We start from the raw sequence: 18,623 nt of genomic DNA on the forward strand, positions 1-18,623 counted from the left end.
CTGCCTGGAGCGTGCTCGCGCCGCCGACGAGGACCGCCGCGCCGCCCAGCGCGCCGCCGACGACGCCCGCCGCACTGCCCGCGCCCTGCGCGCCGAGCGCTCCGAGATCGCCGGCGCCCCGGACGACGTACCGGTCGAGGACGCGGACGCCCCCAAGGCGTCCCTGCCCGCCCTCCGCGAGGCCTACCGCGCTGCCTCCCAGCTGTACGAGAAAGTCGGCGTCGGCGCCGACCTGCGCGCCGAGCAGGCCCGTGCGGAGAGCGACGAGAGCGCCGCCCGTGCCGAGCTGGACCGGCTCAGCAACAAGGTCCGCACCCGCGCGGAGCAGCTGCTTCAGTCGCCCGACGGCTCCGACGGTCCCTCCCGGCAGGCCGCCGCCGCCCGCGCGGAGGAACTGGTGCAGCTCCTGGAGACCCGGATGTCGACGGCGAGCGAGCAGCTCGGCCGGCTGCGCGGCGAGGCCGAGCGGCACGCGCCCGAGGACGGCGAGGCGCACACCGAGCTGCCGGAGGAACTCGTCCCGTGCGACGCCGAGCACGCCCAGGCGAAGCTGCGCACCGCGACCGGCGAGCTCGCCTCCCGTACCGAGGCGCTGGCCGAGGCCCGCGAGGCACACGCCGAGCTGCTGGAGGCCCACCGGGCCGCCGAGGACGCGGCCGGCGGCTTCGACGAGATCGCCGCGATGCTCCGCGACCTGCTGCGCGAACACGCCCCCGAGGAGGAGCAGGAGGAGCCTGAGCCGTACCCCGGCAGCCTGGAGGAGGCCCGGCACTCCGCGGCCGAGGCGCGCCGCTCGCTGCGCGGCTGCGCCGCCGACCTGTCCGCCGCCGAGGCGGCCGTGCGCGAGGCGAGCGATGTGCTGGTCCGGCACGCCAACTCCACGCGCTACGAGCAGGTCCGCACCCCGGCCCGGCAGCAGATCCGCGAACTGCCCGCCTCCGCGCTGCCGGAGCACGCGCAGAAGTGGGCGGACGCCTTCGCGCCCCGACTGCGCGTCCTGACGGACGAGTTGGCTCAGCTGGAGCGCAACCGCGACTCGATCGTGGACCGCCTGCGCGGCCTGGTCGAGTCCGCCCTCGCCACCCTGCGCTCCGCCCAGCGGCTCTCCCGCCTCCCCGAAGGCCTCGGCGAATGGTCCGGGCAGGAGTTCCTGCGCATCCGCTTCGAGGAGCCCGACCAGGCCACGCTCACCGAGCGGCTCGGCGAAGTCATCGACGAGGCCACGCGCGCGGCCGTGAAGAAGAACTCCGACCTGCGCCGTGACGGCATGTCCCTGCTGCTGCGGGGCGTCGCAGCCGCCCTTCAGCCGAAGGGTGTCGCGGTCGAGATCCTCAAGCCGGACGCCGTACTGCGCGCGGAACGCGTCCCGGTCGGTCAGATGGGCGACGTCTTCTCCGGCGGCCAGCTGCTCACCGCCGCGATCGCGCTGTACTGCACGATGGCCGCCCTGCGTTCGAACGACCGAGGGCGGGACAAGCACCGGCACGCCGGCACGCTGTTCCTGGACAACCCCATCGGCCGCGCCAACGCCACGTACCTGCTGGAGCTGCAGCGAGCCGTGTCGGACGCGCTCGGCGTGCAGCTCCTGTACACCACCGGCCTGTTCGACACGACCGCGCTCGCCGAGTTCCCGCTGGTCATCCGGCTGCGTAACGACGCCGACCTCCGGGCGGGCCTGAAGTACATCAGCGTGGAGGAGCACCTCCGGCCCGGTCTGCCGCAGCAGGCCCAGGCCGGAGAGGCGGTGCACAGCGAGATCACGGCGACGAGGATGTTCAAGAAGCCGGCGTGACGTTCACGCGTCCTCTTTCACGAGGTCCGCGCACTTCTCGCCGATCATCATCGTCGTGATGCACGGATTGACGGCGATCAGGTCCGGCATCACCGACCCGTCGGCCACCCGCAGCCCCTCGACCCCCTTGACCCGCAGCCGCGGGTCGAGCGGGGCCGAGGGGTCGTCGTCGGCGCCCATCTTCACCGTGCAGGACGGGTGGTAGACGGTGTTGTGCGTCTTATGGATGTAGTCCAGCAGCTCGTCGTCCGTCCGGACGTCCGGACCCGGAGCCAGTTCCGCGCCCGTCCAGCCGCCGAGCGCGGGCTGTGCGGCGATGCGGCGCGCCAGCTTCAGCCCGTACGTCATCACCCGCACATCGTGCTCGTGCGTGAAGTACCGCGGATCCACCTTCGGTTTGTCCCGGAAATCGCGGGTCCGCAGCCGTACCGTGCCGCGCGACCTCGCCTTCGTCACATTGGGTGTCAGACAGAACGCGTTCTCGGAGGTGGGGTAGCCCCAGCGGGCGGTGTTCATGTCGAAGGGCACGGACCCGTAGTGGAACATCAGGTCGGGCCGGTCCAGGCCGGGCTCGGTGTCGTAGAAGATGCCCGCCTCCCACCACTGGCTCGACAGGGTGGGCATGGGCTGCTTCGCCTCCCACATGATCACGCCCTCCGGGTGGTCCTGGAGGTTCTCGCCGACGCCGGGGGAGTCGACGACGACGTCCACGCCGACCTCGCGCAGCTGCCCGGCCGGGCCGATGCCGGACAGCATCAGCAGCTTGGGGGAGTCGATCGAGCCGCACGAGACGATCACCTCGCGCCGGGCCCGTACCGTGCGGGTGTGCACCAGGTCGGGGTCCAGGTACTCGGCGCCCACACACCGGCGGCCCTCCAGCACCAGCCGTTTCGCACGCACCCCGGTCCGGACGTCAAGATTCGGACGTTTGCCCATCACGGGGTGCAGATAGGCGACGGACGACGACTGGCGGATGTTGTTCTCGTCGGAGTTGATCTGGAACCAGTTGGCCCCGCGCACCACCGTCTTCCCGGTGTTGAACGCGACCGTGGGTATCCCGGCCTGCGCGCACGCCTCCAGCAGGGCCGCGCCGCACGGATCGGCGCCCTTCAGCGTGCGCAGCCTCACCGGGCCGGTGCGGCCGTGGTGGTCGCCGGGCGCGTCGTTGTTCTCCAGCCGCCGGTACAGCGGGAACAGGTCGGCCGCGCTCCAGCCCGTACAGCCCCGGGCGGCCCAGTCGTCCAGGTCCTCCGCCGGTGCCCAGAAGGCGATGGCGGAATTGTGCGAGGAACAGCCGCCCAGCACTTTCGCGCGCGCGTGCCGCATAAAACTGTTGCCGCTGGCCTGTGGTTCGACCGGGTAGTCCCAGTCGTAGCCGGACTCCAGCAGACCCATCCAGCGCTCCAGCCGGAGAACGTCGTCGTCGCCGACGTCGCTCGGCCCCGCCTCCAGCACGCACACCGTCACGGACGGGTCCTCGGAGAGCCGTGCCGCCACCACGTTGCCCGCCGTGCCGCCGCCGACCACCACGTAGTCGAACTCATCGATGCTCATGTGACCTCCTTGCCTGACAGAACAGGTGGATTCGGGCGGTGTCAGTCGGCCGCCGGAGCGGTGAGGGGAGCCGAGGAGGCGGCGGACGCCGTCTCCAGCCGGTGTTCGGCGAGCACGCCGGTGCGGTGGCGCTGCACGAACCAGTAATAGGCGAAGCCGCCGCCCGCGATGACCGCGACGAACAGCACCGCGCCCCAGCGCAGATACCAGTGGTACGGCGCACTCGCGTTGTAGACGGCGGCGCGCGGCCAGATGAGGTTGACCGTCATGGCCGCGCCCCACACGACCGCGACGATGTTGACGAGCAGCCCCCAGCGGCCCAGCGAGAACCTGCCCCCGCCGGCCGGCTGCCACTTCCCGCGCAGCCGGGCCACCAGCATGGGCACGGTGACGCCCAGGTAGGCGAGGTAGATCATGATGATGCCGATGCTGGTGACGACCGTGAAGATCTGCGGCTGGCGGATGTTGACCACGAGGATCGCCAGCGCCAGCACGCCGATGATCACGGCCGGCAGGACGGGGGTCTTGAAGCGCGGGCTGACCCGGGCCAGCAGCGAGGACGCGGGCAGGTTGTTGTCCCGGGCCATGGCGAACGCCAGCCGGATCGCCGCCGTGTGCACGGCCAGCGCGCACACCGTGACCGCGATCAGCACACACCACAGCATCGCCTTGCCGGCGGTCGGACCGAGGACGTCGAGCACCACGTACTGCAGGCCGTCCGTGGACAGCTTGTCGCTCTTGAGGCTGGAGACGCTCATCAGCGCCAACAGGAGCACCAGTCCGCCGAGGATGAAGGAGGCGACGATCGCGCGGATGATGGCGCGCGGGGCGTTCCGGGACGGGTCCAGTGACTCCTCGCCGAGCGAGGCGGCGGTGTCGAAGCCGTACATGACGTACGCCGAGGCCAGCGACGCCACCAGGAACGCGCCGAGATAGCCGGTCGAGTAGCCCGCACCGGTGTGGTTCGTCTGCATGACGACTTGAGGACCGCGGGTGATGTGGACGGCGAACAGGATGATCAATACAACGGTCGCGATCAACTCGATGAAGACACCCGCTGTGTTGATCGTGGCCATCAACTTGACGCCGAACGCATTGATCAATGTGGTGAACAGAATCAACACGCCCGCCAGGATCACCGCATTGGTCGCCACGTCGTACTTCCCGGTGCCGTCCCCGACGAACTGGAACGTGGACGAGATCTGCGGCAGCGTCAACTGGTAGGCCAGCGCGACCGCCGAGATGGACACGATGGACGCGATCAACATCATCCACCCGGCCAGCCAGCCGAGATGCGGATTGCCGATCTTCTTCGACCAGTTGTAGACGGAGCCGGCCACCGGGTAGCGGGCGGCGAGTTCGGCGAAGCACAGGGCGACCATGAACTGGCCGACGAACACCATCGGCCACGACCACCAGTAGGCCGGACCGCCGCTGCCGTAGCCGAAGTAGAACAGCTGGAAGGTGCCGGTCAGGATGGAGATGTAGCTGATCCCGGCGGCGAAGGTGTGGAAGTTGCCGAGCGTGCGTTTGAGTTCGGGTTTGTAGCCGAATTCGGCGAGTTCGGCGTCGTCGTGGTGTGGGCCTGGCGATTGCTCCGTGGCTGTCATGAACGGACTCCTCTGGCTGTCAGTCGAACCAGCCCTGTGGTGCCGGCGCGGTGGTGCGCCAGATGTGTTTCGTCTCGCGGTACTCGGCGAGTCCCGCCGGTCCGAGTTCACGCCCGCACCCGGACTGCTTGTAACCACCCCATTCGGCCTGCGGCACATACGGGTGGTAGTCGTTGATCCAGACCGTGCCGAGGCGCAGGCCCGCCGCGACCCGGGCGGCCCTGGCCTCGTCGCCGGTCCACACGGCGCCCGCGAGGCCGTAGACCGTGTCGTTGGCGAGCCGCACGGCCTCGTCCTCGGTGGTGAACCGCTCGACGGTCAGCACCGGCCCGAAGGACTCCTCGCGGACCACCGACATGCCGCTGGTGCACGCGTCCAGGACGGTCGGGAGGTAGTAGAAGCCCTCGTCATAGCCGGGGCCGGAGGGCCGGGCGCCGCCGCAGCGCAGCACCGCGCCCTCCTCGATGCCCCGGGCCACATAGGCCTCGACCTTCGCCCGGTGGGCCGCCGAGATCAGCGGCCCGGTCTGTGCCCGTTCATCGAACGGGCCGCCCAGCCGGATCAGTTGAGCCCGGCGTACGACCTCGTCCGTGAACCGGTCGTGCAGCACGTCCTCGACCAGCAGCCGGGCCCCGGCCGAGCAGACCTGCCCGGAGTGCAGGAAGACCGCCGTGAGCGCCATGTCGACGGCCGCCTCGAAGCCGGCGTCCGCGAAGACGATGTTGGGGTTCTTCCCGCCGAGTTCGAGCGCCACCTTCTTCACCGTGCCGGCCGCCGCGGCCATCAGCCGGCGGCCGGTTTGCAGACCGCCGGTGAAGGAGACCAGGTCGACGTCCGGATGGTCGCCCAGCGGGGCGCCCGCCTCCGGACCGGCGCCCAGCACCAGATTGGCCACGCCCGGCGGCAGCCCCGCCTCCGCCAGCAGCCGCGTCAGGTGGATCGCGGTGTGCGGGGTCAGCTCGCTCGGCTTCAGCACGAACGTGTTGCCCGCCGCGAGGGCCGGGGCGACCTTCCACGCGGTCTGCAGCAGCGGATAGTTCCACGGCGTGATCAGGGCGCACACGCCGACCGGTTCGTGCACGACCCGGCTGTCGACGCCCTCCCGGCCCGTGTCGACCACCCGCCCGGTCTCGCTCGCCGCCAGCCGCCCGAAGTACCGGAAACAGTTGACGACATCGTCAATGTCGTACACGCTCTCCACCAGCCTCTTGCCGGTGTCAAGAGATTCGGCGCGGGCCAGGGCGTCCCGGTCGCGGACGAGGAGGTCCGCGACCCGCAGGAGCAGATCACCGCGCCCCGCCGCCGGTGTGCGCGGCCAGGGGCCGGTGTCGAAGGCCCGCCGGGCCGCCGCGATCGCCTCCACGGTGTCCTTGCCGCCGGCCTCGTCGACGACGCCGACCAGGGAGCCGTCGGCGGGACAGCGGATCTCCCGGGTGCGCCCGTCCAGGGCGCCGCGCCACGCGCCGTCGATGTAGAGGTCAGGCATCGGCGTCTCCCAGCCGGCCGAGCAGCCACTCGTGGAAGATCCCGATGTGGTGCTCGTTGGGGACGAGGACCCCGCCGCTTCGGTACGCGCGCGAGGACATCGCCGGCTGGGTGCGCTCGCACGCCTCGAAATCCTGCAGATTGACCCGGTGGAACAGCTCCACGGAGTGCGACACGTCAGCGCCCGACGCCACCACCTCCGGCGCGTACAGCCAGTCGCACTCCACGACCGTGCGGTCCTCGGCCAGCGGGAACATCCGGTGCACGATGACGTGGTCGGGGACGAGATTGACGAACACGGTCGGCTTGACCGTGATGGCGTAGTAGCGGCGGTCCTGGTCCGCGCCGACCTCGGGGAGCTTGGCGAAGCCCGCGCTGCCGTCGACCGTGAACCCCTTGATCTCCGCGCCGAACTCCGCGCCGTGCCCGACGTAGTACTGGGCGGCGTACCCGTCCGCGAACTCCGGGAGCACCTCGACGAGCTCGGGGTGGATCGTCGCGCAGTGGTAGCACTCCATGAAGTTCTCTACGATCAGCTTCCAGTTGGCCCGCACGTCGTAGGTGATGCGTCTGCCCAGGGCCAGTCGCTCGGTGCCGTAGTGCTCGATGGCGGCCGCGTCGCCGAGCCGTTCCACGGCCGCGTACATCACGGTGTCCTCGAAGGAGGGCGGTTCGTCTGCGAGGCACACCCACGCGTAGCCGAGCCATTCACGCAGGGCCACATTGATCAACCCGTACGCGACTCGATCAATATCCGGCATCTTGATCAAGTTGGGTGCTGCGATCAACTTGCCGTCAAGGTCGTACGTCCATGCGTGGTACGGGCACTGCAGAGTGCGGCGCACCTCGCCGGACTCCTCGGTGCACAGCCGTGCGCCCCGGTGCCGGCACACGTTCAGGAAGGCGCGCAGCTCACCCGTACGCGCGCGGGTGATGATGACGTTCTCGCGGCCCACCTGGACCGTGCGGAAGGCGCCCGGCCGGTCCAGGTCGGCGCTGCGGACCGCGCAGAACCACAGGGACTCGAAGACGGTCTCCTGCTCCTGCCTGAAGACGTCCGGGTCGGTGTAGTAGCGGCCGGGAAGCGTCGCTATGAGGCTCGGGGAGATCGGTGTCGTCGTCACGGGGTGCTCCTCAGGCTAACGGCGGATCCGGGTCATCTTGGGGTCGAACAGCGGCTCCTCGGCGACGGTTGCCGGCACCTTCTCGCCGAAGTACTCGATGTGCACGCCGGCGCCGGTGGTGAGGCCCGCCGGGAGCCAGGCGTAGGCGATGCAACGGCCGAGCGTGTAGCCGTACGACGCGCTGGTCACATAGCCGGCCTGGGCACCGTCGACAAACACCGGCTCCTTGCCGAGGACCACCGCGGCGGGGTCGTCGAGGAGGAGCGGGGTGAGCCGGCGGGACGGCTCTCCGGCCCGCTCCAGTGCCGCCTTGCCGACGAAGTCCTCCTTGTCCATGCGCACCGCGAAGCCGAGGCCCGCTTCGAAGGGGGTGTGCTCGTCGGTCATGTCGGTGCCCCAGGCGCGGTAACCCTTCTCCAGGCGCAGGGAGTTGAAGGCGGAACGCCCGGCGGCGATCACGCCGAGGTCCTGCCCCGCCTCCCACAGCGTGTCCCAGAGCCGGAGGCCCAGGTCGGCGGTGGTGTACAGCTCCCAGCCCAGTTCGCCGACGTACGACAGCCGCATGGCGGTGACCGGCACGTGCCCGACGTATGTCTCCCTCGCACGGAAATAGCCGAAGCCCTCGTGGGAGAAGTCGTCGCGGGTCAGCGGCTGGACGAGATCGCGGGCGAGAGGGCCCCAGACGCCGATGCAGCAGGTGCCGGCGGTGATGTCCCGGATCTGGACGCCGGCCGGCGCGTGGCGCAGCAGCCAGTCGAGGTCGGCGGGGGAGTTGGCGCCGACCTGGAAGCGGTCGGGGGCGAGGCGGGCGACGGTGAGGTCGGAGCGGATGCCTCCCGTCTCGTCCAGAAGGAGGGTGTACGTGACCGCGCCGGGCTTCTTGCGGAGGTTGTTGCTGGTCATGCGGTCCAGGAAGGCGAGCGCGCCGGGGCCGGTCACCTCCAGGCGGCGCAGCGGCGTCATGTCGTACAGGGCGGCCTTCTCGCGGGTCGCCCTTGCCTCGGCGGCGGCGATGGGGGACCAGTAGCGGGCCGACCAGGCATCGCGTTCCGGCAGGTCGCCGAGGGTGTCGACGAGCGGGGCATTCGCCTCGTACCAGTGCGGACGCTCCCAGCCGGTGCCCTCCAGGAAGAGGGCGCCGAGCTGCTGCTGGCGGGTGTGGAAGGGGCTGACCCGCAGGGGGCGCGGCTGTTCCATCGGCTGCAGGGGGTGCAGGACGTCGTACACCTCGGCGAACTGCTGTGCACCGCGTTCACGGATGTACGCCGGTGAACGCTGCGCTTCCTCGAATCGCGTGAGGTCGCACTCGTGCACGTCGAAGGAGGGCCGCCCGTCGGTCATCCACTCGGCGACCGCCCGCGCCACCCCGGCGGAGTGCGTCACCCAGACCGCCTCGGCCAGCCAGAAGCCCCGCAGCTGCCGGGCTTCGCCGAGGACTGGCATGCCGTCCGGGGTGAAGGAGAACACGCCGTTGAAACCGGTCTCGATCTCCGTCTCGCGCAGCGCGGGCAGCAGCCGGCGGCAGTCCTCCCAGCTCGGCGCCCAGTCCTCGACGGTGAACGGATATGAGGACGGCATCTCCATGTCCCGGGCGCGCGCCTCGTCGTACGCCGGGATCGCGAACGGGTCCATCGGCAGCGGCCGGTGCGCGTACGAGCCGATGCCGATGCGGTCGGTGTGCTCACGGAAGTACAGGTCCCGGTCCTGGAAGCGGAGGATCGGCTTCGAGGCCTCGGCCGTCGCACCGCCCAGCTCGGGAAGTGGCCCGGTCTTCGCGTACTGGTGCGCGAGCGGTTGCAGCGGTACGTCGATCCCGGCCATGCGGCCGATGATCGGCCCCCAGAATCCGGCCGCGGAGACCACCCGGTCGGCCGGGAAGGTGCCCCGGTCGGTGACCACTGCGGTGACCCGGCCGTCCTCCTGCTCGATGCCGGTGACCGTGTGACGGTCCAGGAAGCGGGCGCCGCGCGCGGTGGCCCGGTCCATCTGGGCGCGGGCCGCGAGCAGGGCGCGGGCCAGGCCGTCGTCGGGGGTGTGGAAGCCGCCGAGGACGACCGACTCGTCCAGCAGTGGCCAGAGTTCCTTGCAGCGGGCCGTGCTCACGACCTCACCGCGGATGCCCCAGGAGGCGGCATAACCGGCCCGGCGGTGCAGGTCGGCCAGGCGCTCGGGGGTGGTCGCGAGCTCCAGGCCGCCGACCTGGTGGAAGCAGGAGACGCCGTCGGCTTCGAGGGAGCGGAACTTCTCGACCGTGTACTTGGCGAACTCGGCGAGCGTCTTGGACGGGCTGGTCTGGAAGACGAGCCCAGGGGCGTGCGAGGTGGAGCCGCCGGGGGCGGGCAGGGGGCCCTGTTCGAGGACGGTGACATCGGTCCAGCCGCGGGCGGTCAGCTCGTCGGCGAGGGAGCAGCCGACGATGCCGGCGCCGATGACGACGACACGGGGGCCCTGGGTCTGGTGGGTGGGCGTGCTGGTCATGCCCCTCCTTGTGGTGGCGGGGACGGCAGGTGCGGGAGAGCCGCTCAGGCGGTGGGGACGTTCGGCCGCTCGGCGGCGATCGTCGTGTCCGGGCCGTGCCCGGTGTGGACGACGGTGTCGCCCGGCAGGGTCAGCAGCCGGGCGCGGATGGACGCCTCGATGGCCGGGCGGTCGGAGTACGAGCGCCCGGTGGCGCCGGGACCACCGTGGAAGAGGGTGTCACCGGTGAACACGGCGTCGAGGAACGGGATGTACAGGCAGCAGCTGCCCCAGGTGTGGCCGGGGGTGTGGATGACCTGGAGTTCCATGCCGGCGACCGCGAGGACCTGGCCGTCGGTCAGCTCGCCGTCCGGCTTGCGGGCGGGGTGGGTGTGGGACCACAGCTCGTGGTCGTCCGGGTGGAGCAGGACGGGCGCTCCGGTGCGGGTGGCGAGCGCGTCTGCCGCGTCGATGTGGTCGTCGTGGGCATGGGTGCAGAGGACGGCGGTGACCCGGCGGCCCGCCGTGGCGCGGTGGATCGCCTCGGCGTCGTGCGCGGCGTCCACGACCAGCACTTCCTCGTCGTCGCCGACCAGCCAGACGTTGTTCTCGACGTCGAAGGTGTCGCCGTCGAGGCTGAACGTGCCGCGGGTGACGACGCGTTCGATCCGTACGGCGCCCTTCACAGCACGACCACCGAGCGCAGCACCTCGCCCCGCTGCATCTTGCCGAAGGCCTCCTCCACCTGGTCCAGGGCGATCGTCTCGGACACGAACGCGTTGAGGTCGAGCAGGCCGTACAGGTACTGGTCGATCAGGAAGGGGAAGTCCCGGCTCGGCAGGCAGTCGCCGTACCAGGAGGACTTGATCGCGCCGCCGCGCGAGAAGACGTCGATCAGCGGGAGTTCGACCGTCATCTCGGGCGATGGCACACCGACCTGGACCAGCAGACCGGCGTGATCGCGCATGTAGAAGGCCTGCTTGAACGTCTCGGGCCGGCCGACCGCGTCGATGGCGATGTCCACGCCGTAACCGTCGGTGAGTTCCCGGACCGCCTCGATCGGGTCGGTGCCACGGGAGTTGACGGTGTGGGTGGCGCCGAACTTCTCGGCCTGGTCCAGCTTCTTGTCGTCGATGTCGACGGCGATGACCTTCATGGCGCCGTTCAGACAGGCGCCCGCGATGGCCGCGTTGCCGACGCCGCCGCAGCCGATGACGGCGACCGAGTCACCGCGGCCGACTTTGCCGGTGTTGACGGCGGCGCCGTAACCGGCCATCACCCCGCAGCCGATGAGACCGGCCGCCTCGGGCCGCGCGGCCGGGTCGATCTTCACCGCCTGACCGGCCGCTACCAGCGTCTTCTCGGCGAAGGCGCCGATACCGAGGGCGTTGCTGAGCGGGGTGCCGTCCCGCAGGGTCATCGGCTGTGCTGCATTGCGGGAGTCGAAGCAGTACCAGGGGCGGCCACGCCGACAGGAACGGCAGTTGCCGCAGGGTGCCCGCCAGGCCAGCACCACGTAGTCGCCGGGCCTGAGGTCGGTGACACCCGGGCCGACCGCCTCGATCGTGCCCGCCGCCTCATGGCCCAGCAGGAACGGGAAGTCGTCGTTGACCGCGCCCTCCCGGTAGTGGAGATCCGTGTGGCACACCCCGCAGGCCTGCACCTCCACCAGGACCTCGCCGGGACCCGGATCGGGGACGACGATCGTCCGCACCTCCACGGGTGCGCCCTTCTCCACTGCGACTACGGCACGGGCCTCGTGTGGCACGACAAGCTCCTCTGCTGTTGCGCATTGCACGATGGGTTGCGCGATGAGGAACATATTGAGAACGGCGTCACGGAGCCGTCAAGGGGTGCGCGTTAACCCTTGGCAAAAGGCGCCTGTGGGGCGAAACCTGTCGGACACATGGCTCGGACACGGCTCGGTTGCGGCTTGGACACACGACGGCGCGGGACCGGGAACGTCCCGGTCCCGCGCGGCGGTGCATGCTCTGCGCAGGCAGTGCGCGCGTTCGCTTCCGTGCCGGGTCAGAAGCCGTAGCCCATCCGGCGCGACAGCTCGGCGCCGGCCGCCACGGTCCGCTTCGCCACCTCCGGCAGCCGGTCCGGATTCAGCCGGTACACCGGCCCGGAGACACTGATCGCGGCGATCACCTTGCCGTCGTGCGCACGCACCGGCGCCGCGACGGCGGCGAGCCCCAGCTCCAGCTCCTCGATCGTGATGCCGTAGCCCTGCTCGACCACGGCCTCCAGCTCCGCGCGCAGCATCGCCGCGCCGGTGATCGTACGGTCCGTGAATCGCGGCAGCGTGCGTGCCAGCAGGCCCTCGCGCAAGGTGGGCGGCATGTGCGCGAGCAGCACCTTTCCGCTGGAGGTGGCGTGCAGCGGGGTGCGCCTGCCCAGCCAGTTCTGCGCGGTGACCGACGCGGTGCCGCGGGCCTGCATGATGTTGACCGCCGCGTCGTCGTCGAGCACGGCGATGTTCACCGTCTCGCCCAGCTCGTCGGCGACCTCCCGGCAGACCGGGACGCCCTCCTGGGAGATGTCCAGGCGCACTGCCGCCGCCCCCGCGAGGCGGAGTACGCCGGCCCCCAGGTAGTACTTGCCGCGGTCCTTCGCCTGGGCCACCAGGCCGCGGTTCTCCAGGACGCCGAGCAGCCGGAACGCCGTGGACTTGTGTACGTCCAGCTCCTCGGCGATCTCGGTGACGCCCGCCTCGCCGTGCCGGGCGAGGATCTCCAGCACGCTCACTGCGCGGTCCACCGACTGCACCGCACTGGCCGCGCCGCGGCCGTTCTGCCTCTCCGGGGTCCTTGTGTTCTCCGTGGTCTCCTCGCCGCGTTCAGACTGCTTCTGCGTGCGGGTCATGGCTCAACTCTCACCACCTGTGGGCCCGGTTCGGGCCGCATCTGCGGGAAGCCCTTGACGCGACGGTCGTCCCGCCCGGATTCTGTTGCGCATAGCGCTTGCTCGTGCGCCATGCGAAACACATGTTACCGAAGCGTCCGGATCCCGGAAGGGTGCCGGACGACCCGGACCTCGACGGTCCGGCATTCCCTTACCGCTGTACCGGGCCGGACCGCCGTAGGTCCGGACACCCGTCTGTCATCCCTGACGCCTGCATCGAGCAGGTCCCGGACCGAGTGTCCCGGACCGAGAGGGGGGCCCGTGATTCCCGTCTGCCGCCTCGAAGACCTCCCCGAGGGTGAGTCCGTCCGCGTCGAGACCACGCCGCCCGTCGCCGTGTTCCGCACCGAAGACGGCGAGCTGTACGCCATCGACGACACCTGTACCCACCAGGACGCGTCCCTCTCCGAGGGCTGGCTGGAGGGCTGTCTGGTCGAATGCCCGCTGCACGCCGCGTCCTTCGACCTGCGTACCGGCGAACCGACGTGCCTTCCGGCCCGCCGCCCCGTGCGCACCCACCGCGTCACCGTCGAGGACGGCGTCATCCACGTCCACCTCACGGCGGAGGAGGGGACGGCAGCATGAACGCCATCGCCGGCCGCTGCAACGCCATGGACACCGCCTCCGGCCCCCGCGGCCGCATCGGCATCCCCCTTCGCCACTGCCGCGGCACCGCCCGCGCCCTCCAGACCCTCCGTGCCACGAGGCGACGCGCGCTCCGATCCGCCACCCCCCGGCCCGCAGGCCGGACACCAGCGTGCCGTCCCGCCGTCGAGGCACCGGTTCGCCCCCTCCGTCCCGCCGCCCCCGCAAGGAGCCGTGCCGTATGAGGACCGTGACCATCGTCGGCGCCTCCCTCTCCGGGCTCTACGCCGCCCGGGAACTGCGCGCGCAGGGCTTCGACGGCCGACTGGTGATCGTCGGTGAGGAACCCCACCTTCCCTATGACCGGCCTCCCCTCTCCAAGAACTTCCTCAGCGGCCGCACCGACGAGGATCAGCTCGCCCTCACCGACGCCGACGAAACCGCCGGACTCGACGCCGAGTGGCTGCTCGGCGTCCGTGCCCGCGGGCTCGACACCCGCGGCCGCACCGTCGTCCTCGACGACGGTCGTACGGTCTCCACCGACGGCGTCGTCCTCGCCACCGGCGCCGCCGCCCGCCGGCTTCCCGGCGGCAGCCTGGCCGGCGTCCACACCCTGCGCACCCTGGACGACGCCCGCGCCCTGCGCGCCGACCTCGGCCTAGGAGCTCGCCAGGTCGTCGTCATCGGCGGTGGCTTCATCGGCGCCGAGACCGCGTCCTCGTGCGCCGGCCTCGGCCACGCGGTCACCGTCGTCGAGGCCGCACCGCTGCCGCTGGTACCCCAGCTCGGCGCCGACATGGCCGCCGTGTGCGCCGCCCTGCACCGGCGCCGCGGGGTGGAGCTGATCACCGGAACCGGCGTGGCCGGTCTGCGCGGCACCGCCACCGTCACCGGTGTCGACCTCACCGACGGCCGGACGCTCCCCGCCGACATCGTGATCGTCGGTATCGGCGCCACTCCCAACACCTCCTGGCTGGTGGGCTCGACGCTGGCGCTGCACGACGGCGTGCTGTGCGACGACGGCTGCGCCACGGCCCTGCCCCAGGTGGTCGCGGTCGGCGACGTCGCCCGCGTGGGCGGCAGCCGGGCCGAGCACTGGACCTCGGCCACCGAGCAGCCTCGCGTCGCCGTGACCAACCTGCTCGCCGGCCGCACCCTCCAACGGGTCCGCACGGTGCCGTACTTCTGGTCCGACCAGTACGGATCCCGCATCCAGTTCGCAGGCCGGCACCGAGACGGCGACACCGTCCACCTCACCGAGGGCGAGATCACCGACGACGGCCCCGGCGAGTCCGGCTTCCTCGCCCACTACGAGCGAGGCGGCCGTACCGTCGCTGTACTCGGCGTCGACCAGCCCCGCGCCTTTCTGCGGGCCCGGCGCGAACTCCAGCGGCAGGTACGGGAACAAGCCGTACCGGCCGTGCTGTGACGGCGGAGGCGGACCAGTGGTGACGGGCGTCCCGGGCGAGGGGCGGCAGGCGACCCGGCGAGGGGTAGCCGGCCGGAGCGGGTGAGCGGTGGCGAGCCGCGACCGGCGTGACCCGACTCGGTCATGCCGGCCCCGCCCGCTCCGCACTCAGAGGCGGGACAGCTTGCCCGGTGCCGCCCCGCCGGCGTATCCGCTCCTGCTCGCGCAGGGCCGCCCGCTCCTCGCGCCGGCGGGCGCGGCGCTCGCGGCGCAGTGCCCGGGCCGTGCTGCTCGGCTCGGAGACCACGCCGTACCGCTGGTTCCACACCTGGCGGGTCACCCATACGTCGACCACGGCCCAGGTGGCCACCACCGTGCTCGCCACGCTGCTGATCACCATCGGGAACGCCAGCCAGGAGTCGGCCATCGTGCACAGGAACGCCACCATCGCCTGGATCAGCGTCACCGCGATGATCAGGAGCGCCCGCACCGCCGCCGTACGCACAGGATCCGGCATCGGGTGCCGTTTGGCGGGCTCCTCGATCCACAACGGCCGGTAGTTCTGCTGCCGTTCGCCGCCGGACTCCCCGGCGCGCCCCCGCACCGGAATGTCGCGATCCGGCGCCCTCAGGCCCCGCCGCGCCGCCGAGCGCCCCGCCCCGCTCTTCTCAGGCGCTTCGCGCCGCTCCGCCGTGCCCATCACCGTGTCACTCCCCACCGCCAGCAGACCGCTCGCCCCTGTGCCACAGGATTCCGACCCCCAGTGGCTGCCCGGCTTGCGCTGTTTTACGCCGCCGGGGTGCGGGATGCGGCTCCTGTGGCCCATTCCGCCCCCATTTCCCGTAGAGAAGGACGAATGAGATCGTCGGAAGATTCCCCACCTGCGAAAAAATCCAGCCAACCGCCTCGCTGTGACGTCGCGGTCCCATCGGGCGCGCGGGCCGGATCGCGGTGGCAATCTCCCGCAATGCCCGGACAACTCGCCATGACTCGCCGCCGGAGCGGAAGTTCATCCTCCGGACAAGTCTTCGAGTTAGGCGTGCGGCGGTAGTAGGCTCGCGCCGTTTGTTGACGTACATGTGCGCCCCCCGGCCGGCGGGGGTCGAGCTGGGGGAGGCCATGCGCTTTCGCGGGAAGTCGATCCGCCGGAAGATCGTGGCGCTGCTTCTCGTGCCGCTGGTGTCCCTGACCGCCATCTGGGGCTTCGCAACGGTACTCACAGGGCGCGACGTCGCCCGGCTGTTCCACGTTTCGGACGTCAAGCAGGACATCGGCTACCCCGCCGAGGACACCGTCCGAGGGCTGCAGCAGGAGCGCCGCCAGACCCTCGTCTACCTCGCCGACCCGCGAGCCGCCGACGCCCTCGCCGCGCTGCAGCGCACCCGCACCGTCACCGACCGGGCGATCGCCAAGATCCGGAAGAACGCCGGCGAACACGACGTCCTCGACGCCATGGACGCGAACGACAGCGGGCGCGTCGCCGCGGTCCTGGACGCCTTCGACGGCCTCGACTCCCTGCGCCGCAGCGTCGAGCAGGGCACCGTCACCCGCACTCAGGCCTACGACCTGTACAACCGCCTCGTCGACCCGTGCTTCACCCTGCTCGCCGGCCTCGAAGGCATCGACGACGTCGAACTGGACGCGCAGTCCCGCGCGATGGTCAACGTAAGCCGCGCCCGCGAGCTGCTCTCCCGCGAGGACGCCCTGCTCGGCTCCTCCCTGGTCGTCGGCACGCTCACGCGTGCCGAGACCCGCGACATCTCCGACCTCGTCGCCCAGCGCTCCGTCCTGTACGAGGTCAGCCTGCCGCTGCTGCCCTCCGCCGAGCGTGATCGTTACGAAAGCCTCTGGAAGAACGCCACCACCGCCCCGCTGCGCACGGCCGAACAGACCGTCATCGACACGGACTCCGGCACTCCACGCGGTGTCACCGCGCAGAGCTGGGACTCCGAGGCCGCAGGCGTCCTGGACCAACTCGGCACCCTCGACGACCAGGTGGGAGACCGCTTCCAGAGCCGTACGCACCCCGTGGCCATCGGCGTCATCCTGCAGGCGGCCGTCGCGGGCCTCCTCGGCCTGGTCGCGCTCGTGCTCTCCCTCGTCCTGTCCGTCCGGATCGGCCGCAGCCTCGTCCGCGACCTGCGCCAGCTGCGCCTGGACGCGCACGAGGCCTCCGGTGTCCGGCTGCCCAGCGTGATGCGCCGCCTGTCCGCCGGGGAAGAGGTCGACGTCGAGACCGAGGTGCCGCGCCTGGAGTACGACAAGAACGAGATAGGCGAGGTCGGCCAGGCCCTCAACACCCTCCAGCGCGCCGCTGTCGAGGCCGCAGTCAAGCAGGCCGAACTGCGCTCCGGTGTCTCCGAGGTCTTCGTCAACCTCGCCCGCCGCAGCCAGGTGCTGCTGCACAAGCAGCTCACGCTCCTCGACACCATGGAACGCCGCACCGAGGACACCGACGAACTCGCCGACCTGTTCCGCCTGGACCACCTCACCACCCGTATGCGCCGGCACGCCGAGGGCCTGGTGATCCTCTCCGGCGCCGCGCCCTCCCGGCAGTGGCGCCGCCCGGTGCAGCTGATGGACATCGTGCGTGCCTCCGTCGCCGAGGTCGAGGACTACGAACGCATCGAGGTCCGGCGCCTGCCCAGGGTCGCCGTCACCGGACCGGCCGTCGCCGACCTCACCCACCTGGTGGCCGAACTCCTGGAGAACGCCACGGTGTTCTCGCCCCCGCACACCGCTGTCCAGGTGCTCGGCGAGCGGGTCGCCAACGGCTTCACACTGGAGATCCACGACCGGGGTCTCGGCATGACGGCCGAGGCCCTTCTGGACGCCAACCTGCGCCTCGCCGAGACCCCCGAGTTCGAGCTGTCCGACACCGACCGGCTCGGCCTGTTCGTGGTCAGCCGCCTCGCTCAGCGCCAGAACGTCCGGGTCTCCCTCCAGCCGTCGCCCTACGGCGGCACCACCGCCGTCGTCTTCATCCCCGACGCGCTGCTGAGCGACGACGTACCGGACACCAACGGCCTCGGTTTCCGCCTCGACCGGGACCGCGGCCGCAAGGGAATCGGGCAGGCGGGCCGTGCCGGCGGGCGCGCCACGGGGCCGGTGCAGCTGCCCGGCCTGCCGACCTCGCTGCTGGACGGCCCGGTCGAACTGGAGGCGCCGGTGGATCTCGACGCCATCGACGGCTTCCCCGACGTCCTGGAGGACGAGGACAGCGAGCGCGGCGGACTGTTCCGGCCCCGCCGCTCCCTCGCCCGCGCCGACGACCCGACACCCTCCCCGTCCGCCGACCGCGCATCACGCGGGGGCGACGGCGACCGCGGGCCGGGCGAGGAGGACGGCGACCGCTGGGCAGACGAGGACGACGGTGACCACAGGTCTCGCGAAGGGGACAGCGACCGCCGGTCTGGCGAAGGGAACGGCGACCGCGGGCCCATACCGCTGCCGCGCCGGCAGACGCCCAAACTGGTCAGCTCGCACGGCAAGCCCGTCACCGACCAGCGCGCCCGCCGAGACGAAACCGACCAGCAGCCCTCCGCCGCCGCCCGCCGCCCCGACACCGGCGGACTGGCCCCGCTGCCCGCACGCCGGCGCACCACGGCCGCCCGCCGCCCCGCTGAACCCACCGACCGAGCCGAGGAACGCGGGCCGGCTCCCACCGCGGGCACCGACGCCACCTCCGACGTCCCCGCGCT

The 18,623-nt window shown here is 71.3% G+C and carries 13 protein-coding genes; 4 read left to right on the plus strand and 9 right to left on the minus strand.

Annotated features, from left to right (window positions below; genetic code table 11):
• Positions 1 to 1,792: coiled-coil domain-containing protein (locus M878_RS84550; RefSeq protein ID WP_023552188.1), on the plus strand; the 1,792-nt coding region annotated here is incomplete at its 5' end.
• 3 nt (positions 1,793 to 1,795) lie between these two features.
• Here M878_RS84550 and M878_RS84555 read toward each other — a convergent pair.
• The 8 genes from M878_RS84555 to M878_RS84590 form a co-directional block, all read right to left on the minus strand.
• Positions 1,796 to 3,346, minus strand: a complete 1,551-nt coding sequence (locus M878_RS84555) for a GMC family oxidoreductase (RefSeq protein WP_023552189.1) — start codon at positions 3,344 to 3,346, stop codon at positions 1,796 to 1,798.
• A 41-nt stretch (positions 3,347 to 3,387) separates the two neighbouring features.
• Positions 3,388 to 4,956: an APC family permease gene (locus tag M878_RS84560; RefSeq protein WP_023552190.1), complete on the minus strand. Its 1,569-nt coding sequence runs from the start codon at positions 4,954 to 4,956 to the stop codon at positions 3,388 to 3,390.
• 19 nt (positions 4,957 to 4,975) lie between these two features.
• Entirely contained in the window at positions 4,976 to 6,442 is a 1,467-nt protein-coding gene (locus M878_RS84565; RefSeq protein WP_023552191.1) for an aldehyde dehydrogenase family protein, read from the minus strand.
• The gene (locus tag M878_RS84570) at positions 6,435 to 7,565 is read right to left on the minus strand and encodes an aromatic ring-hydroxylating oxygenase subunit alpha (RefSeq protein ID WP_023552192.1); all 1,131 of its coding nucleotides are present in this window, start codon (positions 7,563 to 7,565) and stop codon (positions 6,435 to 6,437) included. The genes M878_RS84565 and M878_RS84570 overlap by 8 nt, the downstream gene beginning before the upstream one ends.
• A gap of 15 nt (positions 7,566 to 7,580) precedes the next feature.
• Positions 7,581 to 10,043, minus strand: coding sequence for a GcvT family protein (locus M878_RS84575; protein WP_023552193.1), 2,463 nt, complete (start codon positions 10,041 to 10,043; stop codon positions 7,581 to 7,583).
• 44 nt (positions 10,044 to 10,087) lie between these two features.
• Positions 10,088 to 10,708, minus strand: coding sequence for an MBL fold metallo-hydrolase (locus M878_RS84580; RefSeq protein ID WP_023552194.1), 621 nt, complete (start codon positions 10,706 to 10,708; stop codon positions 10,088 to 10,090).
• Positions 10,705 to 11,790, minus strand: a complete 1,086-nt coding sequence (locus M878_RS84585) for an S-(hydroxymethyl)mycothiol dehydrogenase (protein WP_023552195.1) — start codon at positions 11,788 to 11,790, stop codon at positions 10,705 to 10,707. Before M878_RS84585 ends, M878_RS84580 begins: the two co-directional genes overlap by 4 nt.
• Before the next feature lie 260 nt (positions 11,791 to 12,050).
• A complete protein-coding gene (locus M878_RS84590) occupies positions 12,051 to 12,890 on the minus strand; it encodes an IclR family transcriptional regulator (protein ID WP_023552196.1) in 840 nt (279 codons plus the stop codon).
• 300 nt (positions 12,891 to 13,190) lie between these two features.
• On the opposite strand from M878_RS84590, the gene M878_RS84595 reads away from it, so the two are divergent.
• Complete coding sequence (locus tag M878_RS84595) at positions 13,191 to 13,514, plus strand: bifunctional 3-phenylpropionate/cinnamic acid dioxygenase ferredoxin subunit (protein ID WP_023552197.1); 324 nt, start codon at positions 13,191 to 13,193, stop codon at positions 13,512 to 13,514.
• A gap of 241 nt (positions 13,515 to 13,755) precedes the next feature.
• Complete coding sequence (locus tag M878_RS84600) at positions 13,756 to 14,943, plus strand: NAD(P)/FAD-dependent oxidoreductase (protein ID WP_023552198.1); 1,188 nt, start codon at positions 13,756 to 13,758, stop codon at positions 14,941 to 14,943.
• A gap of 121 nt (positions 14,944 to 15,064) precedes the next feature.
• On the opposite strand, the gene M878_RS84605 is transcribed toward M878_RS84600, so the two are convergent.
• Entirely contained in the window at positions 15,065 to 15,622 is a 558-nt protein-coding gene (locus M878_RS84605) for a hypothetical protein (protein ID WP_051430145.1), read from the minus strand.
• Between the two features lie 419 nt (positions 15,623 to 16,041).
• Between M878_RS84605 and M878_RS84610 the strand changes: the two genes are divergently transcribed.
• On the plus strand, positions 16,042 to 18,623 hold a 2,582-nt coding region (locus tag M878_RS84610; RefSeq protein ID WP_023552200.1), incomplete at its 3' end, for a sensor histidine kinase.

Source organism: Streptomyces roseochromogenus subsp. oscitans DS 12.976, assembly GCF_000497445.1.
Lineage (GTDB): Bacteria > Actinomycetota > Actinomycetes > Streptomycetales > Streptomycetaceae > Streptomyces > Streptomyces oscitans.